We start from the raw sequence: 23,533 nt of genomic DNA, 5'->3' as shown, positions 1-23,533 counted from the left end.
TCACGCCCCGATCCGGTACAGCGAGTGGGTCCAGGAGAAGGAGTTGTTGTCGACGTACCAGTCGTGCGACGCCCAGTTGTAGCGGGTGCTCGATGGCCATGGGTCGCCCCAGTACACCCAGCTGCTGGCGTCGTCGTAGCCGTACACGACGTGCATGTGACCGCCACCGCTGGACCACTGGATGCGGGTCTCGATCGGACGGTTGTTGTTGATCTCGGTCTGTACGGTCGAGTAGCGCAGCCAACCGGTCACGTACGAGCCCGAGTTGATGCCGGCCCAGTCCAGGGCGTTCTGCACATTGCCCAGGTCGGCCTGCCAGTTGGGGCAGTCGTAGCCCTGCGCCCGGCCGAAGGCCGCGTTGCAGAACTGGTTCTGGGTGTAGTTGCGGCCGAACCAGGTGGCGATGGTGTTGCCGCTGCCGGCCCAGCACCAGTTGTCCTTCTGCTGCGACTGCATCGTGATGTTGAGCCTCTTGGAGCTCGCCGCGGCGGCTGCGGCGGGCACCGGCTTGTCGCTGTGCGGGGCGGCGGTGGCCGTTGCCGTGGGGGCGGCAAACAGGGCCGCCACCACGAGGGTGAGGGCGGACAGCCGTCTCTTCTTGCTGCGCATCGCGTTCCTCCCATGGCGGGGGGGGGGGTTGGGGATGGTGGAGGATCGCGTCCGGACGCTTGTGGTTGAGCATCGGACGTTGTCGAGAACAGGTCAACGCGCTTCAATGCGGGGTGGGACGCGGGTGTGAACGAAGTGGCCGGAGTGTGAACAACTCCCCTGCCACCACCAGGTTTTCCCCGACCTGACGCCGCCTCGCGCCCACCCCCCACCGTGAACGTTCACTGAGGAGTCCCCCATGCTCCACACCGAGGCCGATCTGGCGCAGGTGCTGCACACCGGCCCGTTCCACCTGGCACTGCGCGCCGCGCTGTCCGTCCGGGGCCTGCCGCTCCAGCGGGTCCAGCACCATCTCGCCGGGCGCGGCATCAAGGTCGGCGTGACCAGCCTGAGTTACTGGCAGCAGGGGGCGCGCCGGCCCCAGCGGCCCGAGTCGCTGCGCGCGGTGCGAGGCCTCGAAGAGGTGCTCGGCCTGCCCGCGAACTCCCTGCTGCGCCTCCTCGACGACACCTCCGCCGCCGAGGTCGAGCGCCCCGCCGGACGCTCCTACCGCTCCCTCGTCGAGGCGTCGGGGGTGGTGGAGCAGCTCATCGGCGAGCTGGAGTCCCCGGTGGACGGCGGGCTGCACACCGTCGGCCACCACGAGCGGATCCGCATCGGCGCGGCCCGGGAACTGCTCGGCCGCGACTCGCAGCACGTCGTACGGGCCCACCGCGACGGCGTCGACCGCTATCTGGCCATCCACCGCGGGGACGCCGGATGCGATCCGGCCCGGGTCGAGGTGCGCGCGGGCGAGAACTGCCGCACCGGCCGCGTCCGCTGGGACGGCGCCACCGGGGTCCTGGTCGCCGAGCTGCTCTTCGACACCCGGCTGCGGGCCGGCGAGACGTACCTGTTCGGATACGGCTTCGAGGACGGTACGGGCGGTCCGAGCCGGGAGTACGTGCGCGGCTTCAGTTTCGCGGGCGGCCAGTACGTGCTTCAGGTGCGGTTCGACGAGCGGGCCCTGCCGGCCCGCTGCCGCCGCTTCGCCCAGACCTCCACGGGCGCCACCCGCTCCGGCCGCAGCGACCTCACCCTCAGCGGGCGGCACCGCTCGGTGCACCTGGTGGAGCAGGGGGTGCGGCCGGGGATCCTGGGGATCGACTGGGACTGGGAGTGAGCGCTTGAGGGGCCGGGCGTCTTACGCGTCCGGCCCGGCGACCAGCTGGCCGTCCTTGACCTTCACCGGCACCTTGGGCAGCGGCACGGTGGCCGGGCCCTGGACGGGCTTGCCGGTCATCACGTTGAAGCGGCTGCCGTGGCAGGGACAGTTCGCGTGGCCGTCCTCGATCTTCTCCAGGAGGCAGCCGGCGTGCGTGCACTGGGCGCTGAACGCCTGGTACTCGCCCTTGGCCGGGCAGGACACCATGACCCGCTGCTCGCGGTAGAGCTTGGCGCCGCCGACCGGGACCGCGTCGGGCGAGCCGAGCGGTTCGGGCGCGGTCGGGGTCGGGGTCTCGGCGTGGCCGAGCTTGGACTCGGTGGAGCAGGCCGCTACGCCGACCCCCGCGGCCCCGGCGAGGGCGGCGCCTTTCAGCACGGTGCGACGGGCGGCGGGCTGGCCGGTCATGGGTACTCCACTGATCACTGGTCTGGCCGGTCGCCTGCGCGGCCGACGCTGTCGTCGCGCGCAACCGACCCGGGTTGCGCCATCGACGATACCGGCGCAGATCGCCCGCCCTTCGCCGGGGCTGCCGGAGCGGTGGTGGGATGGGTTACGTTCTGGGCCGTGATCGTCGTCGCCGGAGAGTCCCTCATCGACCTGGTGCCGCAGCACCCCGAGGACCCGCTGGGGCCGCTGGCGCCACGGCCCGGTGGCGGCCCGTACAACACCGCGGTCGCCCTGGGCCGGCTCGGCGCGGGGGCCGCCTTCTGCTCCCGGGTGTCCACGGACGGCTTCGGCGAGGCCCTCCTGGGCGGCCTGCACGCGGCCGGGGTGGACACGTCCCTGGTGCAGCGCGGCCCGGAACCGACGACGCTGGCCGTGGCGAGCCTCACGCCGGACGGTTCCGCGCGCTACGGCTTCTACGCGGACGGCACCGCCGACCGCCTCTTCGAACTTCCCCCTCAACTCCCGCCCACGGTAAGCGCGTTGGCCCTTGGCACGTGCTCCCTGGTGCTCGAACCGGGTGCGACCGCGTACGAGGCGCTGCTCCGCAGAGAATCCGCCCGGGGCGTCCTCACCCTCCTCGACCCGAACGTCCGCCCCGGCCTGATCCCGGACCCGGACGCCTACCGGGCCCGCTTCAGAAGCTGGCTGCCGTACGTGTCCCTCCTGAAGCTCTCGGAGGAGGACGCGGCGTGGTTGGGCGGCGAGGTGGCGGAATGGCTGGCGGCGGGCCCGGAAGCGGTGGTGGTCACGCGAGGCGCGGCAGGACTGACGGCCTTCACGTCCCAGGGCGCCGAGCACTCGGTCCCCGCCGAGCGGGTGACGGTGGCGGACACGATCGGCGCGGGCGACACGGTCAACGCCGCGCTGCTGCACCGGCTCGCGGACCTGGACGCTCTCGCTTCGGCGGACTGGCCGGAGGTGCTCCGCCACGCGGCGAGGGCAGCGGGCCTGACCTGCACGAGAGAGGGCGCGCAGCCGCCCACCGCGGAGGAGCTGGAAAGGACCTGAGCATCGCGGCGGAGCTCACCCCCTTCCGGGAATTCCGGGGAGCGACGGCCGGGCAGCCCGGCAGCGAGTCCAGCCGCCGTGAAGTGAAGGTGCTCGGCCCGGCAGGAGAGGCCGGGGGCAGCCCTCGAAGAGGGGGTGCGGCGGGCAGAGCCCTCGCAAGGTTCGAGGGGCGGAGGTCCTCGTGGGGGTCTAGGGGGCGAAGCCCCCAGAAGGGTCTGGGGCGAAGCCCCAGGAGGCGAACCTCCCCCGCCCCTTCCCGACCCCCGGAGGGTCTCGGGAAGGGGCGGGGTGGGGAACTCAGGCCTTGCGAGCCCGGGTCGCCTTCTTCGCCGGGGCCGCCTTCTTCGCCGCGGAGGCCGTCCGAGCAGAGGCCGTCTTCTTCGCGGGCGCGGCCTTCGCCGCGGAAACCGCCTTCTTGGCCGCCGCCTTCTTCACCGGCTTGCGCACCGGAACGGACGCGTCACTGATCCGGTCCGCCCCCAGGATGTCCCGCAGGAACTTGCCCGTGTGGCTGGCCGGCACCGAGGCGACCTGCTCGGGCGTGCCCTCGGCGATGACGAGGCCACCCCCGTTGCCGCCCTCGGGACCCATGTCGACGACCCAGTCCGCCGTCTTGATGACGTCCAGGTTGTGCTCGATGACGATCACCGAGTTCCCCTTGTCGACCAGGCCCGAAAGCACCTTGATCAGCTTCGAGATGTCCTCGAAGTGCAGCCCGGTGGTGGGCTCGTCGAGCACGTACACCGTCCGCCCCGTGGACCGCTTCTGGAGCTCGGAGGCGAGCTTCACGCGCTGGGCCTCACCACCCGACAGGGTCGGCGCGGACTGCCCGAGCCGGACGTACCCGAGCCCAACCTCGTTCAGCGTCCTCAGATGACGGGCGATCGTCGGGACGGCCTCGAAGAACTCCAGGCCCTCCTCGATCGGCATGTCGAGGACCTCGGCGATGGACTTGCCCTTGTAGTGGACCTCCAGCGTCTCCCGGTTGTAGCGCGCCCCGTGGCAGACCTCGCACGGGACGTACACGTCCGGCAGGAAGTTCATCTCGATCTTGATGGTGCCGTCGCCCGAGCAGTTCTCGCAGCGGCCGCCCTTGACGTTGAAGGAGAACCGCCCGGGGAGGTAGCCCCGGACCTTGGCCTCCATGGTCTCCGCGAAGAGCTTGCGCACATGGTCGAAGACGCCCGTGTACGTCGCCGGGTTGGACCGCGGGGTGCGGCCGATGGGCGACTGGTCGACGTGCACGACCTTGTCGACCAGGTCGTCGCCGTCGACCCGGGTGTGCCGCCCGGGCACGCTGCGCGCCCCGTTCAGCTCGCGGGCCAGGTGCGTGTAGAGGATGTCGTTGACCAGCGTCGACTTGCCCGAGCCGGAGACGCCGGTGACGGCGGTCAGCACGCCGAGCGGGAACGAGACGTCGATGTCCTGGAGGTTGTTCTCCTTCGCGCCGTGCACGGTGAGCCGGCGCGTGGGGTCCATGGGCCGCCGGATGTCGGGCAGCGGGATCGACCTCTTGCCCGCCAGGTACTGGCCGGTCATCGACTCCTTGTTGCTGAGCAGTTGCTTCAACGGGCCGCTGTGGACGACCTTTCCGCCGTGCTCACCGGCGCCGGGGCCGATGTCGACGACCCAGTCGGCCACCTTGATGGTGTCCTCGTCGTGCTCGACGACGATCAGGGTGTTGCCCATGTCGCGAAGGCGTACGAGCGTCTCGATGAGGCGGTGGTTGTCGCGCTGGTGCAGCCCGATCGACGGCTCGTCCAGGACGTAGAGCACGCCGACCAGGCCGGAGCCGATCTGGGTGGCGAGCCGGATGCGCTGGGCCTCGCCTCCGGAGAGCGTGCCGGCCGCGCGATTGAGCGAGAGGTAGTCCAGGCCGACGTCGACCAGGAACTTCAGCCGCTCGTTGACCTCCTTCAGAACCCGCTCGGCGATCTTCTTGTCGCGGCTGTTGAGCTTCAGCTCGGCCAGGAAGTCCGCACAGTCGCTGATCGACATCGCGGAGACCTCGGCGATGGACCGCTCCATCACGGTGACCGCGAGGACCAGGGGCTTCAGGCGCGTGCCCTCACAGGTGGGGCAGGGCACCTCGCGCATGTAGCCCTCGAAGCGCTCGCGGGCGCCGTCGCTCTCCGCCTCGGAGTGGCGCCGCTTGACGAACGGCACGGCGCCCTCGAAGGAGGTGGTGTACGCCCGCTCGCGGCCGTACCGGTTGCGGTAGCGGACCTCGATCTGGGTCTTGTGGCCGTACAGCAGCGCCTTCTTGGCGCGCTGCGGAAGCCCGGCCCAGGGGATGTCGGTGCGGAAGCCGAGCTCGTCGGCGAGCGCGCCCACCAGGCGGGCGAAGTAGTCCTTGGTGTGGCCGAGCGACCACGGCGAGACCGCGCCCTCGTCGAGGGACTTGTCCTCGTCCGGGATGATCAGCTCGGGGTCGACCTCCATGCGGGTGCCGATGCCGGTGCAGTCGGGGCAGGCGCCGAACGGCGAGTTGAAGGAGAAGGAGCGCGGCTCCAGCTCCTCGAAGGACAGGTCGTCGTACGGGCAGTACAGGTGCTCCGAGTACATCCGCTCGCGCTCGGGGTCGTCGGCCGCCAGGTCGACGAAGTCGAGCACGACCATGCCGCCGGACAGGCCGAGCGCGGTCTCCACGGAGTCCGTGAGCCGACGCTTGGCGCTGTCCTTCACCGTGAGGCGGTCGATGACCACCTCGATGGTGTGCTTCTCCTGCTTCTTCAGCTTGGGCGGCTCGGCGAGCTGGATGGTCTCGCCGTCGACCCTGGCCCGGCTGTAGCCCTTGGTCTGGAGGTCGGCGAACAGGTCGACGAACTCGCCCTTGCGCTCACGCACCAGCGGCGAGAGCACCTGGAAGCGGCTGCCCTCGGGCAGTTCGAGAACCTTGTCGACGATGGCCTGCGGCGACTGGCGGGAGATCGGCCGGCCGCACTCGGGGCAGTGCGGCTTGCCGATGCGCGCGAAGAGCAGGCGCAGGTAGTCGTAGACCTCGGTGATGGTGCCGACCGTCGAGCGCGGGTTGCGCGAGGTCGACTTCTGGTCGATGGAGACCGCGGGCGAGAGACCTTCGATGAAGTCGACGTCCGGCTTGTCCATCTGGCCGAGGAACTGGCGGGCGTACGAGGAGAGCGACTCGACGTAGCGACGCTGCCCCTCGGCGAAGATCGTGTCGAACGCGAGGGAGGACTTGCCCGACCCCGAGAGCCCGGTGAAGACGATGAGGGAGTCGCGCGGCAGGTCGAGCGAGACGTTCTTGAGATTGTGCTCGCGCGCGCCACGGACGATGAGACGGTCGGCCACGCCGGTCCGCACCTTTCTAGAGAGAGCGAGGGAGCTCCAGGAGCCCCCGTCCCAGGGTATGGGGGACGCCTCGGTGATGTTGTTGATTCTTGGATGAATCCGGACACGTTCCGAACCGCATCCGGAGAAGGGAACCGACTACGAGCGTATAGCACGCGCATTCGATTTACGGACTCGTCCAGCCACCTTCACCCGGACGAGTGGCGGGGCTATCGTCGGCGCCATGATTGATCACGCGCGCGACCTGGTCTCTGTACGCGAAGCCACCGAGCGGCTGCTCACCGCAGCCTCCGCACTGGACAACGCCTCCGTCGCCGAGCCGTCACGGCTGCCCGGCTGGAGCCGCGGCCACGTACTGGCCCATATCGCACGGAACGCGGATGCGCTCGTCAACGTGCTGGCCGGGCGGCCCATGTATCCGAGCGCCGAGGCCCGGGACGCGGACATCGACCGCGACGCGCCCCGCCCGCTGGACGCCCAGCTCACGGACGTGCGCGAGAGCGCGGCCGGCTTCCAGGCGCAGGGCGAGCTGCCCGCCGACTGGTCGCGCACGGTCGAACTGCGCAACGGCGTCACCGACGCCGCCGCCCGCGTGCCCTTCCGCCGCCTCGTCGAGGTCGAGCTGCACCACGTGGACCTCGGGATCGGCTATGAGCTGGAGGATCTCTCCGACGACTTCGTCCGCCGCGAGATCGACTTCCTCACCGAGCGCTTCGCCGGCCACAAGGGCCTCCCCTCGATCGGCCTCAGCGACGACGCCGGCCGGACCTGGACCACCGGCGGCGGCGCCGAAGGCGAGCCCCTCGGCGTGAGCGGCCCCGCCGCGGACCTCGTCGGCTGGCTCGCGGGCCGGCGCGACGGCGCCGCCCTGAAGACGACCGGCGGCGCACTGCCCGCCCTGCCCCCGCTGTGATCCCGGCGATAGGCTGAGCCCATGACGTACAGCGGAGCGGTGAAGGCCGGCGGTCCGGCCGATGTGCACGAGCTGACGGACCTGATGATCTCCAAGGTCGAGGTCGGGCCGATGAGCAACAACGCGTATCTGCTGCGCTGCCGGACCACCGGCGAGCAGCTGCTCATCGACGCGGCGGCCGACCCCGCGACGCTGCTCACGCTGATCGGTGACGACGGCATCGCGTCCGTCGTCACCACCCACCGGCACGGCGACCACTGGCAGGCGCTCGCCGAGGTCGTCGCCGCGACGGGCGCCCGCACCTACGCGGGCCGCTACGACGCCGAGGGCATCCCGGTCCCGACCGACGTCCCCGTCGAGGACGGAGACACGATCAAGGTCGGCCGCGTCGAGCTCACCGCGCGCCACCTCGTCGGGCACACCCCGGGCTCGATCGCCCTGGTCTACGACGACCCGCACGGCCACCCCCACGTGTTCACCGGCGACTGCCTGTTCCCGGGCGGCGTGGGCAACACCTGGAAGGACCCCGAGGCGTTCGCCAGCCTCATCCGCGACGTCGAGACCAAGCTCTTCGACACCCTGCCGGACGAGACCTGGGTCTATCCCGGCCACGGCAACGACACCACCCTGGGCGACGAGCGCCCGCACCTGCCGGAGTGGCACGCACGGGGCTGGTAGCCGCCGCCCGGCGGCCCACTGGGCCGCCGGTCCCGTCGAGAGAACCGGTCCGTTCGGTGCGCCGTGGAAGTCCATGCCTCGATCGTGGCACCCGGCACTGACAATCGACGGTCCACGCGTGCGCCCGCCCGCCGTCCGGTGAGCTTCCGCGCGCCCCCGTAACGGATGATCACCGCGGGTAGTTGGCGCGACATGAGCACCACAACTGCCCCAGTCCCTCCCGCTCCCCCCTCGATGATCCGTCTCGCGGCCGCCTCGCTCGCGGGCACCGCCATCGAGTTCTACGACTTCTTCGTGTACGGGACGGCGGCCGCCCTGGTCCTCGGCCCGCTGTTCTTCCCGACATTTTCCGCGCTCGCGGGAACTCTGGCCGCCTTCGGCACCTTTGGTATCGGCTTCCTGGCCCGCCCCCTGGGCTCGGTCCTCTTCGGGCACATCGGCGACCGCTACGGACGCCGCCCCGTCATGTTCGCCTCGCTCACACTGACCGGGCTCGCGACGGTGGCCGTCGGCTGTGTGCCCTCGTACGCCTCGATCGGCATCGCGGCGCCCTCGCTGCTCCTGGCGCTGCGTTTCCTCCAGGGGCTCGGGCTCGGCGGCGAATGGGGCGGCGCGGTGCTGCTCACCGCCGAGCACGCGCCTGCCCACCGGCGCGGGCTGTGGACGAGCTTTCCGCAGATCGGGCCCTCCATCGGGTTCCTGCTGGCCAACGGGATCGTCCTCGCCCTGTCCGCCGGGCTGAGCGACGCCCAGTTCCGCGACTGGGGGTGGCGGGTGCCGTTCTGGGGCGCCGGGCTGCTCGCCCTTGGCGGGCTGCTGCTGCGGACCTCGCTCGCCGAGACGCCGCAGTTCCGCGAGATGGGCGAGCCGGCCAGGCTGCCGCTGCTCGAAGTGGCGCGCGGCCATTGGCGGTTGGTGCTCCTGACCGCGGGCGCCCTCTCGATCGGGTACGCCGTCTTCTACACGGTGTCCACCTGGTCGCTCGCGTACGCCACGGAACGGCTCGGGGTCCACCGCACGGTGATGCTCGTCGTCATCATGGCGGTCGTCGCGATCATGGGTGCGCTGACGCCGTTCGCGGCGCTGCTCGGCGACCGCTATGGACGGCGGCCGCTGTGCCTGGTGGGCTGTGCGGCGACGGTGGTGTGGATGTTCCCGATGGTGGCGCTGCTCTCGACCGCCGAGCCGCTGTGGATGTTCGCCGGGTTCCTCGGCACGATGCTGGCGTTCATCTCGATGTTCGCGGTGATCGCGGCGTATCTGTCGGAGCTGTACGAGCCGAGGGTGCGCTGCACGGGCGCCGCGGTCGGCTACAACCTGGGCGGGGTGTTCGGCGGCGCGCTGACCCCGATCGTGGCGACGGCGCTGGCCCGTAGCGACGGACCGCCCTGGGGGGTCGCCGCGTATCTGACCGGGATCGGGCTGCTGAGCCTGGGCTGTTTCGTGCTGCTCCCCGAGACCCGGCCCGCGCCGGTGGCGCAGCCGGGTCCCGGGGCGGAGCCGGAGGCGGCCCCGGTGTAAGGGGCCTCCTCCGCGCTGGTCAGGCGCCGATGCTGTCCTTCTGGGGCTCCTCGGCCGCCGTCTGCTTCTTGGCGGCGATGAGGCTGGTGATCGTGGTGATGACCAGCACGCCGCAGATCACGCCGAGCGAGACCGGGATGGAGATCTCGGGAACGTTCACCCCGTTCTCGTGCAGGGCGTGCAGCACCAGCTTCACGCCGATGAAGCCGAGGATCACCGACAGGCCGTAGCTGAGGTGGACCAGCTTCTTGAGCAGTCCGCCGATCAGGAAGTACAGCTGGCGCAGACCCATCAGCGCGAAGGCGTTGGCGGTGAACACGATGTACGGGTCCTGGGTGAGGCCGAAGATCGCGGGGATCGAGTCCATCGCGAAGAGCACGTCGGTGGTGCCGATGGCGAGCATGACGACCATGAGCGGCGTCAGGATCTTCTTGCCGTTCTTCTCCACGAACAGCTTGGTGCCGTGGTACTTGTCGGCGACGCCGAACTTCTTCTCGACGGACTTCAGGAGGCGGTTCTCCTCGAATTCCTCTTCCTCCTCGCCGGAGCGCGCCTCCTGGATGAGCTTCCAGGCGGTGTAGATCAGGAACGCGCCGAAGATGTAGAAGACCCAGGAGAAGTTGGCGATCACCGCTGCGCCGGCCGCGATGAAGATCGCGCGCAGTACGAGGGCGATCAACACGCCGAACAGCAGCACCCGTTGCTGGAGGTGCGAGGGCACCGAGAACTTCGCCATGATCAGGATGAAGACGAAGAGGTTGTCGACGGAGAGCGACTTCTCGGTGATGAAGCCCGCGAAGAACTCGCCCGACGCCTGGCTGTTGCCGAAGAACAGCAGGCCGAGGCCGAAGAGCGCGGCCAGCACGATCCAGACCACGGTCCAGATGCCGGCTTCCTTGACCGACACGTCATGGGGCTTGCGCCCGATGAAGAAGTCGGCCGCGATCAGGGCACACAGACCAAGAATGGTCAGCACCCACAGGGTCATTGAAACGTCCACTGCGCCTCCGGCGTCGTACGGCTACTGATCAGCGTCGTCGCTGCCGGAGGTCTCTTCCACCCGGGCGCCTTCCCTCGCGCCGCGGGCCGACGCCCCGGGACCCGTCCCGTGGATCCGTATTGACGGGAACGCCGCAGTCGGGAGTACTCCCCTCCGCTGGAGGCAGCCTACCCGAATAGCCAAGAGAAGGTAAAGAGATTGGTAAAGATCGACCAAAAGACCAGGTCGGTGGTGTTTGGTCTGGTCCCTATGGCGGAGCCGCCCGGACCGTTTCCGATCGGGCGGGGGACGCTAACGGGGCCAGGCGGCGCGGGCCTCGCCGACCTGGCCGAGGACCTGCTCCAGGACGCGACTGCCGGGCGGCGCGAGCGGCGGCTCGTACGTCCAGGCGTGGCCCACCCAGGGGTCGGCCAGGTGGTCGTCGGGCACCGGGGTCAGCCGAAGGAGCGAGCGCCACAGCGGCTGGAGGACCGGTCCGTACTCGCTGGCCTCCTCGCGGTCGGCGACCATCAGGAGGTGCACGCCGACCGAGGGCCCCTCGTCGGCGAGGTAGCGCAGCTGGTTCAGGGCGCGGTCGTCGAAGCCGTGCGGGAAGTCGTTGACGATCAGGAGCTGCTCGGCGGTGTCCATGCCGGGCGGCAGCGCGTCGGCGCCCGCCCCTGCCCGTACCGCCATCTGTACGAGGTCCACGCGCTCGGTGAGCCGGGCCAGCACCTCGGCCACCCCGGCCGCGCCCGCCGCCGGGGGCGCGGCGAGCACTCCGGCCCGGGTGAGCGGGGCGAGCCGGGCCGCGGCCGAGCCCGCCGGGTCGATGACGTGGACGGCGAACTCATGGGCCGGGTAGACCGCGAGCAGCCGGGCCGCGACCGCCACCGCGGTGTCCACCGCCAGGCCCTTGACCTGGCCGGAGTCCATGAACGCGGCCGCCTCGGAGCCGCCGCGGCCCGCGTCGATCCACAGGCCGCGCTCCAGGGGCAGCCGGACCAGCATCGGAATGCGCAGCTCCGGCTGCTCGGGCAGCTGCAGATCACCGATGCGCACGGCCATGGGGAGCTCCATCGGGACCCGGTAGGCGTGCCACACCGGATTGTCCCAGCGGGCGTACGCGGGCGGCAGGGCGGGCTCGACGACCTCGGACTCGGCGATCAGCTGGGCGAGGTCGCGGTCGAGGGCCGCCCTGGCCCTGTCGACCAGTTCCTCCCGCTTGGCGCGGGCCTGCTCGCGCGCCTGGTCGCCGGCGGAGCCCATGCGGCCGCGCGGGTCGGAGAGGGCGCGGTCGAGCTCCTGCTCCATGCGCGAATCCGCGAAGTCGACGGCGCTGCGGTAGGCGGCGACGGCGCGGGCCAGGTCCTCGAACATGCCCCACACCTGGTTGTAGAGCCGCTCGTCCATGGACCAGCCGCTGGCATCGCCCGCGACGGGCTGCGTGGGCTCACCGGGGGCGGCGGGCGGTGCGACCGGAGCCGGCGGCGGGGGCGTGCTGGTCTGGCGCCGGGGGTGCGCGTAGTTGATGGGGCCGCCGTCGCCGACCGCCTGCTGGGGCGGGGTGACGGGCGCCTCGGCATCGGCCGGTGCGGCCCCGCCGGACGCTCCCGGCCCGGCGGCGCGCACCCGGGCGTCGTCGCTCGTACGGGCTGGGGGCGCGGCCACCGAACGGGAGACGCCGAGCGCGATCGCGTCCTGGATGGCGGCGGCCAGCTGCCCCGCCTCGGCCAGACCCTGGTCGGCCAGCATGTCGGCGAGGCCGCCCGCGTACCCCTGGCCGATGGCGCGGATCTTCCAGGCGCCCTGGCGGCGGTAGAGCTCCAGGGCCACGACCGCGGACTCGGCGCCGAGCCCGGTGATGGTGTAGCTGGCGATCTCGGTGCCGTCGAGGCCGGTGACGGCGACGAAGGGGGCGGCGACCGCCGCGAACCGGCTGGGCCCCGGCGTCCCGAGCGGCAGCGCGAGGAGCACGTTCACCCGGTGCACGCCCTCGCCCAGCGCCTCCAGGTCCACGGCCAGGCGATGGTCGGCCGCGGCCTGCCGGGAGACTTCCAGGCCGGGCAGGCTCGGCGCGCCGGGGTGGGCGACCCGCTCCGCCCCGCGCACCCTGCCCTGCTCGTCGCCGAGCGTGGCGCCGGCCACGACCGGGGTGCCGGCCGACACCCGGATCTCCAGTCGGGTCTGGGGCAGGGGATGGTTCTGTCCCCGTACCAGCTCGGCCGTCATCGACTCTGTCCCCTCGTCGAGTTGATGGTGGTGCGTGGGCTGCGTATGCGGTTGCGGTGCAGCTCCCGGCGGCCTCGTGCCTCCGGGAGCTGCGGTGTTCGGTACTGCGTTGTTCAGTACTGCGGTGTTCTGTACCGCGGCGCGGTCAGAGCTGCGGCAGGATCGCCGGCATCAGGTCCTGGAAGGTGCGGCCGTTGGCCGCGTTGCCGATGGCGGTCATCTGCCAGCCGGCGCCCGCGCGGTGCACCTTGGCCATGATCTGCGCGGTGTACTGGCCGCCGCCGTCCAGCGTGTAGCGGGCCAGCTCCTGGCCGTTGGTCTCGTCGACCAGGCGGCAGAACGCGTTCTGCACCTCCTGGAAGGTCTGGCCGGTGAACGAGTTCACCGTGAAGACGATCTGGTCGATGTGGACCGGCACGCGCGAGAGGTCGACCAGGATCGACTCGTCGTCACCGCCCTGGCCCGCGCCGCCCACGAGGTTGTCACCGGTGTGCCGGACCGAGCCGTCGTCGCTGACGAGGTGGCGGAAGAAGACCACGTCGACGGGCTGCTTGTCGGCGAAGAGCACCGCCGACGCGTCCAGGTCGATCTCCTGCGTCCGCTTGCCGAACAGGCCCCGGCGCGGTGCCGCCTGCCAGCCGAGCCCCATCCGCACCGCGGTCAGGGTGCCGCCACCCTGCTTCTCCAGGCTGATGGCCTGACCCTTGGACAGATTGACCGTCACGCGCTGTCCCCTCTCCCCATGTGTCGTTCTTGACATGCTTTGCGTTGTTGTACGTTCTCGCGCCCGACCCTACGCAGTGGCGGGGGCCGCGCCACCACGCGGGGGCTTTTTGTGGCGGTGTTGCAACACACCGCCCACGCACGGAATCGGCCCCCGCGGCCGGCCGGTCAGGCGAGGCCCGCCTCCTTCATCTGGCGGAGCTCCTTCTTCAGCTCGCCGACCTCGTCGCGCAGCCGGGCCGCCACCTCGAACTGCAGGTCCGCAGCCGCCGCCCGCATCCGGTCGGTCATCTCCTCGATGATTCCGGCCAGTTCGGCCGCGGGCCGGTCGGTGAGCTCCTTCTTGGCGCCCTTGCCGGCCTTCGCCGCCTTGCCGCCGAGCGAGGGCACCGGCGCCTTGGCCGCCTTGCCGTCCTTGCCCTTGCGGTATCCGCTGCCGAGCAGTTCCTCGGTGTCGATCTCCTCGCGCGCGATGGTCGCGACGATGTCGTTGATCTTCTTCCGCAGCGGCTGCGGGTCGATCCCCTTCTCCTTGTTGTACGCGATCTGCTTCTCGCGGCGCCGGTTGGTCTCCTCGATGGCCTTCTCCATCGCCGGGGTGACGCGGTCGGCGTACATGTGGACCTGGCCGGAGACGTTTCGCGCCGCACGGCCGATGGTCTGGATCAGGGAGGTGCCCGACCGCAGGAAGCCCTCCTTGTCGGCGTCGAGGATCGCCACCAGGGAGACCTCGGGCAGGTCGAGGCCCTCGCGCAGCAGGTTGATGCCGACCAGCACGTCGTACTCGCCGGCCCGCAGTTCGCGCAGGAGCTCGATCCGGCGCAGCGTGTCGACGTCACTGTGCAAGTACCGCACCTGGATGCCCAGTTCGAGGAAGTAGTCGGTGAGGTCCTCGGCCATCTTCTTGGTCAGCGTGGTGACCAGGACGCGCTCGTCCTTCTCGGTGCGCTGCCGGATCTCGTGCACCAGGTCGTCGATCTGGCCCTCGGTCGGCTTGACCACGACCTCCGGGTCGACCAGGCCGGTCGGGCGGATGATCTGCTCCACGAAGCCGTCGCCGCGGGAGAGTTCGTACTTGCCGGGAGTGGCCGACAGGTAGACGGTCTGGCCGATGCGGCCGAGGAACTCCTCCCACTTCAGCGGCCGGTTGTCCAGCGCGGAGGGCAGCCGGAAGCCGTGGTCGACGAGCGTCCTCTTGCGGGAGGCGTCGCCCTCGTACATCGCGCCGATCTGCGGCACGGTCACATGAGACTCGTCGAGGACCAGCAGGAAGTCCTCGGGGAAGTAGTCGATCAGGGTGTTGGGCGCGGTGCCGGGCTCGCGGCCGTCGAAGTGCATCGAGTAGTTCTCCACGCCCGAGCAGCTGCCGATCTGGCGGAGCATCTCCAGGTCGTACGTGGTGCGCATGCGCAGCCGCTGGGCCTCTAGGAGCTTGCCCTGCTTCTCCAGCTCCGCCAGGCGCTGCTCCAGCTCCTTCTCGATGCCGTTGACGGCCTTCTCCATGCGCTCCGGGCCCGCCACGTAGTGGCTGGCGGGGAAGACGTAGAGCGACTGGTCCTCGCTGATGATCTCGCCGGTGATCGGGTGGAGGGTCGAGAGCGCCTCGATCTCGTCCCCGAACATCTCGATGCGGACGGCCAGTTCCTCGTAGACCGGGAAGATCTCGATGGTGTCGCCGCGCACCCGGAAGGTGCCCCGGGCGAACGCCACGTCGTTGCGGGTGTACTGGATGTCGACGAAGCGGCGCAGCAGCTGGTCACGGTCGATCTCGTCGCCGACCTTGAGCGGCACCATCCGGTCGACGTACTCCTGCGGCGTGCCCAGACCGTAGATGCAGGACACGGACGCGACCACGATCACGTCACGGCGGGTGAGCAGCGAGTTGGTCGCCGAGTGGCGCAGCCGCTCGACCTCCTCGTTGATCGAGGAGTCCTTCTCGATGTAGGTGTCCGACTGCGGGACGTACGCCTCGGGCTGGTAGTAGTCGTAGTACGACACGAAGTACTCGACGGCGTTGTTGGGCAGCAGCTCGCGGAACTCGTTGGCCAGCTGGGCGGCCAGGGTCTTGTTCGGCGCCATGACGAGCGTGGGGCGCTGGAGCTTCTCGATCATCCAGGCAGTCGTCGCCGACTTTCCGGTGCCGGTCGCGCCGAGGAGGACGACATCCTTCTCACCTGCACGGATGCGCTTCTCCAGCTCGGCGATGGCCGCCGGCTGGTCACCGCTGGGCTGGTAGGGACTGACGACCTCGAAGGGCGCCACCGTACGTTCGATCTTGGAAACGGGCCGCATGCAACCACCGTACGACCCGCCACTGACAACCGGGGTCCGATCGCGCTCCGGTCACCAGTCGTGCGGCGATGCGGACCCCTCGCGCGGCGGCTCGGACGCCGCCCAGCTGGTGCGTTCCGGGAAGGACGGGCGGTGCCGGGGCGCGGGGATCGCGCGCGGCGGACGCTTCTCCCAGTCCGGCTTGCCCATGACCACCAGCGGGTCGAACATCACGACCACCCCCGCCAGGATCAGGAAGGCGACGGGCCCGATCAGCATGGGCCCGAGCAGGGAGGCGGGCGACTCCCCGCCGGCCGCGGTGGTGGCGGCAGTGGCGGCGCTGCCGTGCAGCCGGACGCTGAGCGCGGCCATGCCCGTGTAGTGCATGCCGCTGACCGCGACGCCCATGACGAGGCTGGCGCCCAGGCTGCCCAGGAAGCCGTGCACGGAGACCGCGGCCCACAGCGCCGAGGTGGCGGCCACCACGGCGATCACCACGGAGACGCTGACGACGACGGTGTTGTACTCGAACTCCCCGTTCATCCTGATCCCGGCCATGCCCAGGTAGTGCATGGTGGCCACGCCGAGACCCGTGATGGTGCCCCCGGTGACCAGCGCCATGGGGGTGGCGCCCCGGTAGCCGACGATGAAGATGCCGACGCCCACCATCACGATCGCGACGGCGAGGCTGGCGAAGGTGACGCCCCGGTCGTAGCCGAGCGGCACCTCGTGGACCGCGAAGCCCATCATCGCGATGAAGTGCATGGTCCAGATGCCCGAGCCTATGGAGGTGGCACCGAGGGCCAGCCAGGCGGCCTTGAAGGAGCGCTCGGTCCGCACGGACCGGGCGGTGCAGCGCAGGCCCAGCGCTCCACCGAGGCAGGCCATGATGAACGCCGCCACCGGCGTCACCAGGCCGTAGTTGAATCCGTCGACCGTCCCGTGCATACCCCTGTGCCCTTCACCCCGTACCGACTGAAGAGGCCCTACTCCTGATTGCGGCCCTGGTTCGGGGCGACATTAGGGCTCGCTGCGCGACAGGCAAACATTTTCCGGGCAATTTATCGACTCCCGGCAAGCCGGGCGATCCCTTGTGGGTTGATTCGTACGCTTTGGTGCCGCCGTTTCACTGCCCTGGCGGGGCCGGTTTCCCCGCCCGGCGGGCCCGGCGGGCGGGCCGCGTTGTCAGTGGGCGGTCGTACGGTGGTCGCCATGGACAGCAATGCGCAGTTCGTCGAGTGGGCCGTCGTCGAGAGCGACATCGGCCCGCTGCTCCTGGCCGCGACCGGGCAGGGTCTGGTGAACGTGGTGTTCCACGCCGATGAAGCGGTCCGCGACCGGGCCGTGCGGGCGCTCGCCACCCGGTTCGCCACCGAGCCGGCCCCGGCGGTGCCCGGCCGGGCGGGCCCCCTGGAGGAGCCCATACGCCAGATCAAGGCCTATTTCGCGGGCGGGCTGCGGGAGTTCACGCTGCCGCTCGACTGGTCGCTGTCGTCCGGGTTCAACCGGCAGGTGCTGCGCGAGCTGGCGGCTGGAGTGCCGTACGGGACGGTGGTGGGCTACGGCGATCTGGCCCGCCGGGTCGGCCAGCCCGGGGCGGCCCAGGCGGTGGGCGCGGCCATGGGGTCGAACCCGCTGCCGGTGGTGGTGCCGTGCCATCGCGTGGTGGAGAGCGACGGCGGCCTCGGCGGATTCGGCGGCGGCCTGGAGACCAAGCGGCAGCTGCTCGCGCTCGAAGGGGTGCTGCCCCAGCCGCTGTTCTGAGCAGCGCCGTTGTCCTGACCCGCCCATTTCGCACGCGGACAAGGGCTGGCACACTGCGCCGGTGACTACGCTCCCCGACGCTTTTGACACCGGCCGTGCGGTGCCCGATCCGGCGGCCCTGCCCGCGCTGCGGCGCCGCATCACCGCCGTGCTGATCGCGAGCCAGATACTCGGCGGGCTCGCGAACGCCACGGGGATCGCGCTGGCCGCGGTGCTTGCCGCCGAGGTCAGCGGCAGCCAGGCCCTGTCGGGGCTCGCCTCCGCGTCGATGGTGGCCGGGCCCGCGCTCCTCGCGATGCCGCTGGCCGCGCTGATGACCCGGCGCGGCCGCCGCCCCGGCCTGGTGCTCGCCTATCTCCTCGGGGTGGTCGGCGCCGCGGTCGTGGTCACCGGCGCCGTGCTCGCCAGCTTCCCGCTGCTGCTGTTCGGCATGGCCGTCTTCGGCGCCGGCTCGCTGGGCAACCTCCAGGCCCGGTACGCCGCCGCCGACCTCGCCGAGCCGGAACGGCGGGCCCGGGCCATCTCCACCGTGGTCTGGGCGACGACGATCGGCGCCGTGCTGGGGCCGAACATAGCCGCGCCCGCCGGCCACAGCGTGACCCGCTTCGGCATACCGGCGGCCGCGGGCCCGTTCGTGTGGGCGGCCGGGGTGTTCCTGCTGTCCGCCGTGCTGGTCGGCGTACTGCTCCGGCCGGATCCGCTGCTGACCGCCCGCGCGCTGGACGGCGGCGCGGCGCAGTCCGCAGCGGCCCGCTCGCTGCGGGCCGGGGTCAGGGCGGTCAGGGAGTCCCCGCGGGCCCGCCTGGCGCTCGTCACCGTCGCCGTGTCGCACACCGCCATGGTGTCGATCATGTCGATGACGCCGGTCGCGCTCACCCGTCACGGCGCGGACATCGAGCTGATCGGCCTGGTCATCAGCATCCACATCGCGGGGATGTACGCGTTCTCACCGGTGATGGGCTGGCTCGCGGACCGGCTCGGGCGGCTCTCCGTGATCGGCTTGGCGGCCGGACTGCTGTGCTGCGCCGCCCTGCTGGCGGGCACGGCGGGCGCGAGCCACGGGCAGACCATGGCCGGGCTCTTCCTGCTCGGCCTCGGCTGGTCGGCGGGGCTCGTGTCCGGTTCGGCCCTGCTGACCGACTCGGTGCCGGGCCCCGCCCGCGCCGCCGTGCAGGGCCTGTGCGACCTGACGATGAACGTGGCGGCGGGCCTCGGCGGCCTCACGGCCGGCCTGATCGTGGCCCGCGCGGGCTACGGCTGGCTGAACGCGGCGGGCGCCTCGCTGCTGCTGCCGATGGCAGGCCTCGCCCTGTTCACGTCCCGCCGGCACAGGACGGAGAAGGCGGGCCCGGCCGCGCCTACGAGCTGATGTGGTAGGCCTTGCGCAGCGTCTCGTGGACGGTCCAGGTGGTGCGGTCGCCCTCGCGCAGCACACAGGCGTCGCCAGGACCGATCTCCAGCGTGTCGCCGCCCGCCACCTCGACGGTGGCGCGCCCGCTGACCACGACGAACAGCTCATCGGCCTCGATGTCGGTCACCACGCCCGGCGTGATCTGCCAGATGCCCCGGATCTGCTTCCCGTCCGCCGACTCCCACAGCACCTTCCCGGTCACCTCGGGGGCGCCGGACACGATCTGTTCCGGATCGAGCGGCTCCGGCTCCAGTTCGGCGTCAAGGACGCGCACGGCGAAGGAGGCGGGCGCGAGGGGGCCCGGGTCGAGCGGGGCGGGGCCGGTGGGGGTGGCGGAGGCTTGATCCATGGTGCTCATGGCCGGTCAATCTAGCCGCGCCGGGCAGCGGCTTTTGACCGACAGTCCGGCCAGGTCTGGGCGCCCTCCCGCGACAGTCTGTCCAGCGCGTCCCCTCACCTCGTACTCCGCCGGTCAAACCGGCCGCACCGAAGCGGAGTTGAGCCGTCGCGGCGCACGTCCCGGCTGCCCGCACCGCCTGGGCCGGTCCGTCCGGCAGAACGTTTACCCGGCTTCCGGGCGTGCCAGGGATGGGACATGCCCTTTGACGACGTACCTGATCAGACCAAGGTGTCGGAAGAAGTACGGACGGCTCTTGACGAGGGGCGGCCGGTCGTCGCCCTGGAGTCGACGATCATCTCCCACGGCCTCCCCCGGCCGCGCAATCTGCGGGTCGCCACCGAACTGGAGCAGCTGGTACGGGCCCGGGGCGCCGTTCCCGCGACGATCGCCGTACTCGACGGGCAGCCCCGGGTGGGCCTCGACGAGGCGCAGTTGGAGCGGGTCGCCAACGAGGAGCTGCGCAAGCTCGGGCACCGCGATCTGCCGATGGCCCTGGCGACCGGGGCGAGCGGGGCAACGACCGTGTCGGGCACCGCGTTCCTGGCCGCGCGAGCGGGCCTGCGCGTCTTCGCGACCGGCGGGCTCGGCGGCGTACACCGCGAGTGGACCGAGACACAGGACGAGTCGGCGGACCTGCGGCTCCTCGCCGGGACGCCGATCGCGGTGGTGTGCGCGGGCGTGAAGTCGATCCTCGACGTACCGGCCACGCTCCAGCGCCTGGAGACGCTGGGGATCTCGGTGGTCGGCTACGGCACGGACCACTTCCCCGGGTTCTACCTGTCCAGTTCCGGCGAGCCGGTCGACTGGACGGTACGGACACCGCAGGAGGCCGCGGACGTGCTGCGGGCCCATCGCTCGCTCGCGCTCGACTCGGCGGTGATCGTGGCGAATCCGGTGCCCGAGGCCGAGCAGCTCGACCCCAGCCTGCACGACGAGGTGCTCTCCTCGGGCCTCGCCGCCTGTCGCGCCGCGGGCATCACGGGCCAGGCGGTCACGCCCTTCCTCCTGGACTACGTGGTCCAGCACACGGGCGGCGCGTCCCTGGAGGCCAACGTGGCGGCGGTCCGCGGAAACGTCCGGCTGGCGGCGGACATCGCGGCGGCGCTGTGAGCGGTGCCGGGGGCGACCGCGCGGGCGGCGGGCTCCTCGTCGTCGGGGACGTGGTCACCGACGTGGTCGCCCGCCACCGCGGCCCGCTCGCACCCGCCACGGACACCGCGGCCGACATCCGTACGGTGCCGGGCGGGGCCGGCGCCAACGCGGCCTGCTGGGCGGCCCATTCGGGCTGCCCGGACGTGCGCCTGCTCGCCCGGGTCGGCCGGGACGCGGCCGCCTGGCACGACCTCCGGCTGCGCCGCTCCGGCGTACGTCCCCTGCTGATCCCGGATGCCGACGCGCCCACCGCGACCGTGATCGCGCTGGTCGACACGGCGACGGCGGAACGCACCTTCCTGACCGACAGCGGCGCCGTCCACCGCATGAGCCCCGCCGACTGGTCGCCCGCCCTGCTCGACGGCGTCGCCCACCTCCACCTATCGGGCTACCTGCTGTTCGCCGACCAGTGCCGCCAACTAGCCATCGCGGCAGGGGAGTCGGCCCGGCGGGCCGGTGTCACCGTGAGCCTGGACCCGGCCTCCACCGGCTTCATCGCGGACCTCGGCGTCGAACGGTTCCTGACGATGACCGAGGGGGTGGACGTGCTGCTCCCCAACGCGGACGAGGCGGCCTTCGTGACCGGCCTGCCCGAGCCGGCGGACGCGGCGGCCAAGTTGAGCCGGCAGTTCCCCTTGGTCGCGGTCACGCTGGGCGCGGCCGGGGCACTGGTGGCCGCGGACGGGAAGGTCATCGCGAGGGTGGCGGCGCCGGAGGTGGCGGCCCTGGACTCCACGGGCGCGGGCGACGCCTTCACCGGCGCCTTCCTCGCCGCCCGCCTGAGGGGCGCGTCCCCTGCGGAGGCCGCGGAGGCGGGGTGCCGGGCGGGGGCGCTGGCAGTGGGGGTGGTGGGAGGGCGACCCTCGGTGGAGTAGAGGCGGTGACGATTGACGGACAGGTGACGATTGACGGACAGATGTCAGACATCAGAGTCCGTCAGCCGATGACCGTCATCTGTCATGGCCCTTGGGCTCATGGGCCCAAGGGATCAGACTGGCTCAAGGCGGCTCAAGCGCCGGACACCATTCGCCAGTTGACATCCGTCATCCTCTGTCCGCTACTCCCCACGCCGGATGCCGAAAATCGTCGACCCGCACCACGACGTCAGCCGCCTCGCCCGGCCCCACCTCCGCCTCGTACCGCTCGAACGCGGGGAGCGTCCAGCGGGCGCTCTCTTCGGTTCGGCGGCGCAGGGCCGGCGCCGACAGACGCAGGTGCGCGGTGAGGTCGAAGGGGAACCAGCGGCCCAGGAGCAGGGGGCCGTATAGCACCAACACGCCTCCCTCCGGGAGCAGTTGGTAGGGGCTCCGGGTGGCCCGGTCGGTCGCCGGGTCCCACAGGTCGGGCAGCACGCGGCCGGTGCCGCCCGGCTCCAGCGGCCCGAACACCTCGCGCCACAACGCGCCCGTGTCGAACCAGCCGTCGTAGTACGTGTCCGGGTCCTCGCGGCCGAATTCGTAGCGCAGCGAGGCGGGCCGCAGGAAGCCCTCGGTGGAGACGGCGAGGACGGACCTGCCGCGCAGCCGGAGCGTTTCCGCGACGCGTCGGCCCAGCTCTTCGGGGCGGGCCGCGGGGGCGCCGTCGATGCCGATGCGCAGCCAGGGGCTGCCGTCGGCGGCCTTCAGGTCCATGGCCCGTTCGGCGAGGGCGTCGGTCAGCCGTTCCCAGGTGATCGCTTCGAATCGCACGCCCCCATCATGCGCGGAGCGCGAACGTCCCGGCCGGAGCGGGTCCGTGAACGGGGGCGGGCCCGGAGGCGTAGCCGGCCCCCGGGCCCTGAGTGATGCCACCGCGACTGCACACGCCGGTCCGCTTGAGAACCCAGGTCAGTCTTAAGCCGTCGCGTCCTGCCTTTGGACCACCGCGGATCGGGATGGAACTCGACTGGAGCTCCGCGGGCCGGACTCGAACCGGCAATTCGACGCACATGGGCCTGAGCCCGGTTGGTTCCGGCGATCGGTGGCGCATGCTGAGTCTGGAGCGAGAGTCTGAGATTGATGGCGGCACGCTGAGGTGCGGCCGCACCGTCACGACAAGCTTCAGCTTCAGCTTTGCGCTCCTCGCGCACCCGGCCGCGCTGAGCACGACCGGGAGTTCAATGGGTAATGCGTGCTCACCCGAAAAGGTAGCCGAATACGGCGTCGCCCACCCGCTGGTCGGTGACGTCGATGCCGTTGGCCTCTTCGCGCGCGAACTTCACGGCCTGCTGCAACTTCTCGACGCGTCCTATGAGTTCGTTGATGCGCCGGGCGGGCAGCGCGCCGGAGAACTTCACGGTCGTCCAGTAGCCGACGGGTACGTCCTCGTAGTACACCTCGACCTGCGCCGGATGCTTGTCGGTGGCCTCCGCCTTGACGTGGTTGCGCGGCACCTTCTTCGTGCGCAGCGTCCGTACCGGCTCGGTCTTCCAGGAGTCGGTGGAAGGGTCCTGCACCCACGACTCGGCGGCGTCCAGCACGGGAAGCCGGCGCACGAAGGCGTTGATGTCGGTCAGCTGCTTTTCGAGGAAGAGCAGGTACGAGACCGGTACGGCGGCCACGAGGACCCGCCCGTCCACGGTGACGTCGGCCCGCGCCTCGCAGTTCGCCCAGTCCTTGGTGGCGGTCACGTCGAACAGCCGGGTCAGCGTGGCGGCCGTCTCGCGCAGCACGTCCTCGGACCTGACCTGTACCCGGGTGGACTCGGGCGGCAGCTGCTCGCCCTCCTCGTCCTTGGGCTGATAGGTACGGGAGATTCCGGCCAGCAACGCGGGCTTCTGCAGCCCGTACTGAGCGGCCGTCAGGTCCTGGTGGGACTTCGACTTGATTCCCTTTTCGACTGCGATGATCTGATTGAGTTTCGCCACGTGTGGAAACGTAGCAAGCCCAATCCGCTTTGTTCCACCGGTTATTGAGCGGGGAATCAGA

At 71.1% G+C, this 23,533-nt stretch carries 20 protein-coding genes; 9 read left to right on the top strand and 11 right to left on the bottom strand.

Annotated features, from left to right (window positions below; genetic code table 11):
• Entirely contained in the window at positions 1-609 is a 609-nt protein-coding gene (locus ADK54_RS32305; protein WP_053729329.1) for a papain-like cysteine protease family protein, read from the bottom strand.
• A gap of 238 nt (positions 610-847) precedes the next feature.
• Here ADK54_RS32305 and ADK54_RS32300 point away from each other — a divergent pair, with 238 nt between their 5' ends.
• Positions 848-1,771 carry a hypothetical protein gene (locus ADK54_RS32300; protein ID WP_053729328.1) on the top strand — a complete coding sequence of 308 codons (924 nt, stop codon included), beginning with the start codon at positions 848-850 and terminating at the stop codon, positions 1,769-1,771.
• 21 nt (positions 1,772-1,792) lie between these two features.
• Here ADK54_RS32300 and ADK54_RS32295 read toward each other — a convergent pair whose 3' ends face one another.
• The gene (locus ADK54_RS32295) at positions 1,793-2,221 is read right to left on the bottom strand and encodes a Rieske (2Fe-2S) protein (RefSeq protein WP_053729327.1); all 429 of its coding nucleotides are present in this window, start codon (positions 2,219-2,221) and stop codon (positions 1,793-1,795) included.
• A 159-nt stretch (positions 2,222-2,380) separates the two neighbouring features.
• Between ADK54_RS32295 and ADK54_RS32290 the strand changes: the two genes are divergently transcribed.
• Complete coding sequence (locus ADK54_RS32290) at positions 2,381-3,271, top strand: carbohydrate kinase family protein (RefSeq protein ID WP_053729326.1); 891 nt, start codon at positions 2,381-2,383, stop codon at positions 3,269-3,271.
• A 297-nt stretch (positions 3,272-3,568) separates the two neighbouring features.
• Here ADK54_RS32290 and uvrA read toward each other — a convergent pair whose 3' ends face one another.
• Positions 3,569-6,583 carry an excinuclease ABC subunit UvrA gene (gene uvrA, locus ADK54_RS32285; protein WP_053729325.1) on the bottom strand — a complete coding sequence of 1,005 codons (3,015 nt, stop codon included), beginning with the start codon at positions 6,581-6,583 and terminating at the stop codon, positions 3,569-3,571.
• 223 nt (positions 6,584-6,806) lie between these two features.
• Here uvrA and ADK54_RS32280 point away from each other — a divergent pair, with 223 nt between their 5' ends.
• The 3 genes from ADK54_RS32280 (at position 6,807) to ADK54_RS32270 (ending at position 9,695) form a co-directional block, all read left to right on the top strand.
• On the top strand, positions 6,807-7,496 hold the full coding sequence (locus ADK54_RS32280) for a maleylpyruvate isomerase family mycothiol-dependent enzyme (protein ID WP_053729324.1): 690 nt from the start codon (positions 6,807-6,809) through the stop codon (positions 7,494-7,496).
• Positions 7,497-7,517: 21 nt separating this feature from the next.
• On the top strand, positions 7,518-8,174 hold the full coding sequence (locus ADK54_RS32275) for an MBL fold metallo-hydrolase (RefSeq protein WP_053729323.1): 657 nt from the start codon (positions 7,518-7,520) through the stop codon (positions 8,172-8,174).
• A 234-nt stretch (positions 8,175-8,408) separates the two neighbouring features.
• Positions 8,409-9,695, top strand: coding sequence for an MFS transporter (locus tag ADK54_RS32270; RefSeq protein ID WP_053729322.1), 1,287 nt, complete (start codon positions 8,409-8,411; stop codon positions 9,693-9,695).
• A 19-nt stretch (positions 9,696-9,714) separates the two neighbouring features.
• Here ADK54_RS32270 and ADK54_RS32265 read toward each other — a convergent pair whose 3' ends face one another.
• The 5 genes from ADK54_RS32265 to ADK54_RS32245 form a co-directional block, all read right to left on the bottom strand.
• Positions 9,715-10,695 carry a TerC family protein gene (locus tag ADK54_RS32265; RefSeq protein WP_053729321.1) on the bottom strand — a complete coding sequence of 327 codons (981 nt, stop codon included), beginning with the start codon at positions 10,693-10,695 and terminating at the stop codon, positions 9,715-9,717.
• A 291-nt stretch (positions 10,696-10,986) separates the two neighbouring features.
• Positions 10,987-12,906: a TerD family protein gene (locus ADK54_RS32260; RefSeq protein ID WP_053729320.1), complete on the bottom strand. Its 1,920-nt coding sequence runs from the start codon at positions 12,904-12,906 to the stop codon at positions 10,987-10,989.
• A gap of 145 nt (positions 12,907-13,051) precedes the next feature.
• Positions 13,052-13,630, bottom strand: coding sequence for a TerD family protein (locus tag ADK54_RS32255; RefSeq protein ID WP_053729319.1), 579 nt, complete (start codon positions 13,628-13,630; stop codon positions 13,052-13,054).
• Between the two features lie 167 nt (positions 13,631-13,797).
• Positions 13,798-15,921 carry an excinuclease ABC subunit UvrB gene (gene uvrB / locus ADK54_RS32250; RefSeq protein WP_053729318.1) on the bottom strand — a complete coding sequence of 708 codons (2,124 nt, stop codon included), beginning with the start codon at positions 15,919-15,921 and terminating at the stop codon, positions 13,798-13,800.
• 51 nt (positions 15,922-15,972) lie between these two features.
• Positions 15,973-16,848, bottom strand: a complete 876-nt coding sequence (locus ADK54_RS32245) for an MHYT domain-containing protein (RefSeq protein WP_053729317.1) — start codon at positions 16,846-16,848, stop codon at positions 15,973-15,975.
• A gap of 264 nt (positions 16,849-17,112) precedes the next feature.
• Between ADK54_RS32245 and ADK54_RS32240 the strand changes: the two genes are divergently transcribed.
• Together ADK54_RS32240 and ADK54_RS32235 are read left to right on the top strand one after the other, a co-directional pair.
• The gene (locus ADK54_RS32240) at positions 17,113-17,664 is read left to right on the top strand and encodes a methylated-DNA--[protein]-cysteine S-methyltransferase (protein ID WP_053729316.1); all 552 of its coding nucleotides are present in this window, start codon (positions 17,113-17,115) and stop codon (positions 17,662-17,664) included.
• Positions 17,665-17,725: 61 nt separating this feature from the next.
• Positions 17,726-19,033 (top strand): MFS transporter, encoded by a 1,308-nt coding sequence (locus ADK54_RS32235; RefSeq protein ID WP_234392286.1) that lies wholly within the window; start codon positions 17,726-17,728, stop codon positions 19,031-19,033.
• On the opposite strand, the gene ADK54_RS32230 is transcribed toward ADK54_RS32235, so the two are convergent.
• A complete protein-coding gene (locus tag ADK54_RS32230) occupies positions 19,023-19,424 on the bottom strand; it encodes a cupin domain-containing protein (protein WP_053729404.1) in 402 nt (133 codons plus the stop codon). The two genes, ADK54_RS32235 and ADK54_RS32230, sit on opposite strands and share 11 nt — an antisense overlap.
• A 246-nt stretch (positions 19,425-19,670) precedes the next feature.
• On the opposite strand from ADK54_RS32230, the gene ADK54_RS32225 reads away from it, so the two are divergent.
• Together ADK54_RS32225 and ADK54_RS32220 are read left to right on the top strand one after the other, a co-directional pair.
• Complete coding sequence (locus ADK54_RS32225) at positions 19,671-20,585, top strand: pseudouridine-5'-phosphate glycosidase (RefSeq protein WP_053729314.1); 915 nt, start codon at positions 19,671-19,673, stop codon at positions 20,583-20,585.
• Positions 20,582-21,502 carry a carbohydrate kinase family protein gene (locus ADK54_RS32220; RefSeq protein WP_053729313.1) on the top strand — a complete coding sequence of 307 codons (921 nt, stop codon included), beginning with the start codon at positions 20,582-20,584 and terminating at the stop codon, positions 21,500-21,502. Before ADK54_RS32225 ends, ADK54_RS32220 begins: the two co-directional genes overlap by 4 nt.
• Before the next feature lie 168 nt (positions 21,503-21,670).
• Here the strand turns inward: ADK54_RS32220 and ADK54_RS32215 are convergent, their stop codons facing one another.
• The gene (locus tag ADK54_RS32215; protein WP_053729312.1) at positions 21,671-22,315 is read right to left on the bottom strand and encodes a uridine kinase; all 645 of its coding nucleotides are present in this window, start codon (positions 22,313-22,315) and stop codon (positions 21,671-21,673) included.
• A 425-nt stretch (positions 22,316-22,740) separates the two neighbouring features.
• Entirely contained in the window at positions 22,741-23,472 is a 732-nt protein-coding gene (locus ADK54_RS32210; protein ID WP_053729311.1) for a hypothetical protein, read from the bottom strand.
• Positions 23,473-23,533 lie beyond the last annotated feature (61 nt).

The organism is Streptomyces sp. WM6378, assembly GCF_001279695.1.
Taxonomy (GTDB): domain Bacteria; phylum Actinomycetota; class Actinomycetes; order Streptomycetales; family Streptomycetaceae; genus Streptomyces.
The sequence above is the reverse complement of the archived record's forward strand: the minus strand, read 5'-3'. Positions and strand labels throughout refer to the sequence as shown.

What these genes read in the sequence shown, in the direction of transcription:
- ADK54_RS32275 (WP_053729323.1), top strand. Translation starts at nt 7,518, where the DNA reads ATGACGTACAGCGGAGCGGTGAAGGCCGGCGGTCCGGCCGATGTGCAC.
- ADK54_RS32245 (WP_053729317.1), bottom strand. Translation starts at nt 16,848, where the DNA reads ATGCACGGGACGGTCGACGGATTCAACTACGGCCTGGTGACGCCGGTG.
- ADK54_RS32240 (WP_053729316.1), top strand. Translation starts at nt 17,113, where the DNA reads ATGGACAGCAATGCGCAGTTCGTCGAGTGGGCCGTCGTCGAGAGCGAC.
- ADK54_RS32280 (WP_053729324.1), top strand. Translation starts at nt 6,807, where the DNA reads ATGATTGATCACGCGCGCGACCTGGTCTCTGTACGCGAAGCCACCGAG.
- uvrB (WP_053729318.1), bottom strand. Translation starts at nt 15,921, where the DNA reads ATGCGGCCCGTTTCCAAGATCGAACGTACGGTGGCGCCCTTCGAGGTC.
- ADK54_RS32295 (WP_053729327.1), bottom strand. Translation starts at nt 2,221, where the DNA reads ATGACCGGCCAGCCCGCCGCCCGTCGCACCGTGCTGAAAGGCGCCGCC.
- ADK54_RS32260 (WP_053729320.1), bottom strand. Translation starts at nt 12,906, where the DNA reads ATGACGGCCGAGCTGGTACGGGGACAGAACCATCCCCTGCCCCAGACC.
- ADK54_RS32230 (WP_053729404.1), bottom strand. Translation starts at nt 19,424, where the DNA reads ATGGATCAAGCCTCCGCCACCCCCACCGGCCCCGCCCCGCTCGACCCG.
- ADK54_RS32270 (WP_053729322.1), top strand. Translation starts at nt 8,409, where the DNA reads ATGATCCGTCTCGCGGCCGCCTCGCTCGCGGGCACCGCCATCGAGTTC.
- ADK54_RS32305 (WP_053729329.1), bottom strand. Translation starts at nt 609, where the DNA reads ATGCGCAGCAAGAAGAGACGGCTGTCCGCCCTCACCCTCGTGGTGGCG.
- ADK54_RS32300 (WP_053729328.1), top strand. Translation starts at nt 848, where the DNA reads ATGCTCCACACCGAGGCCGATCTGGCGCAGGTGCTGCACACCGGCCCG.
- ADK54_RS32225 (WP_053729314.1), top strand. Translation starts at nt 19,671, where the DNA reads ATGCCCTTTGACGACGTACCTGATCAGACCAAGGTGTCGGAAGAAGTA.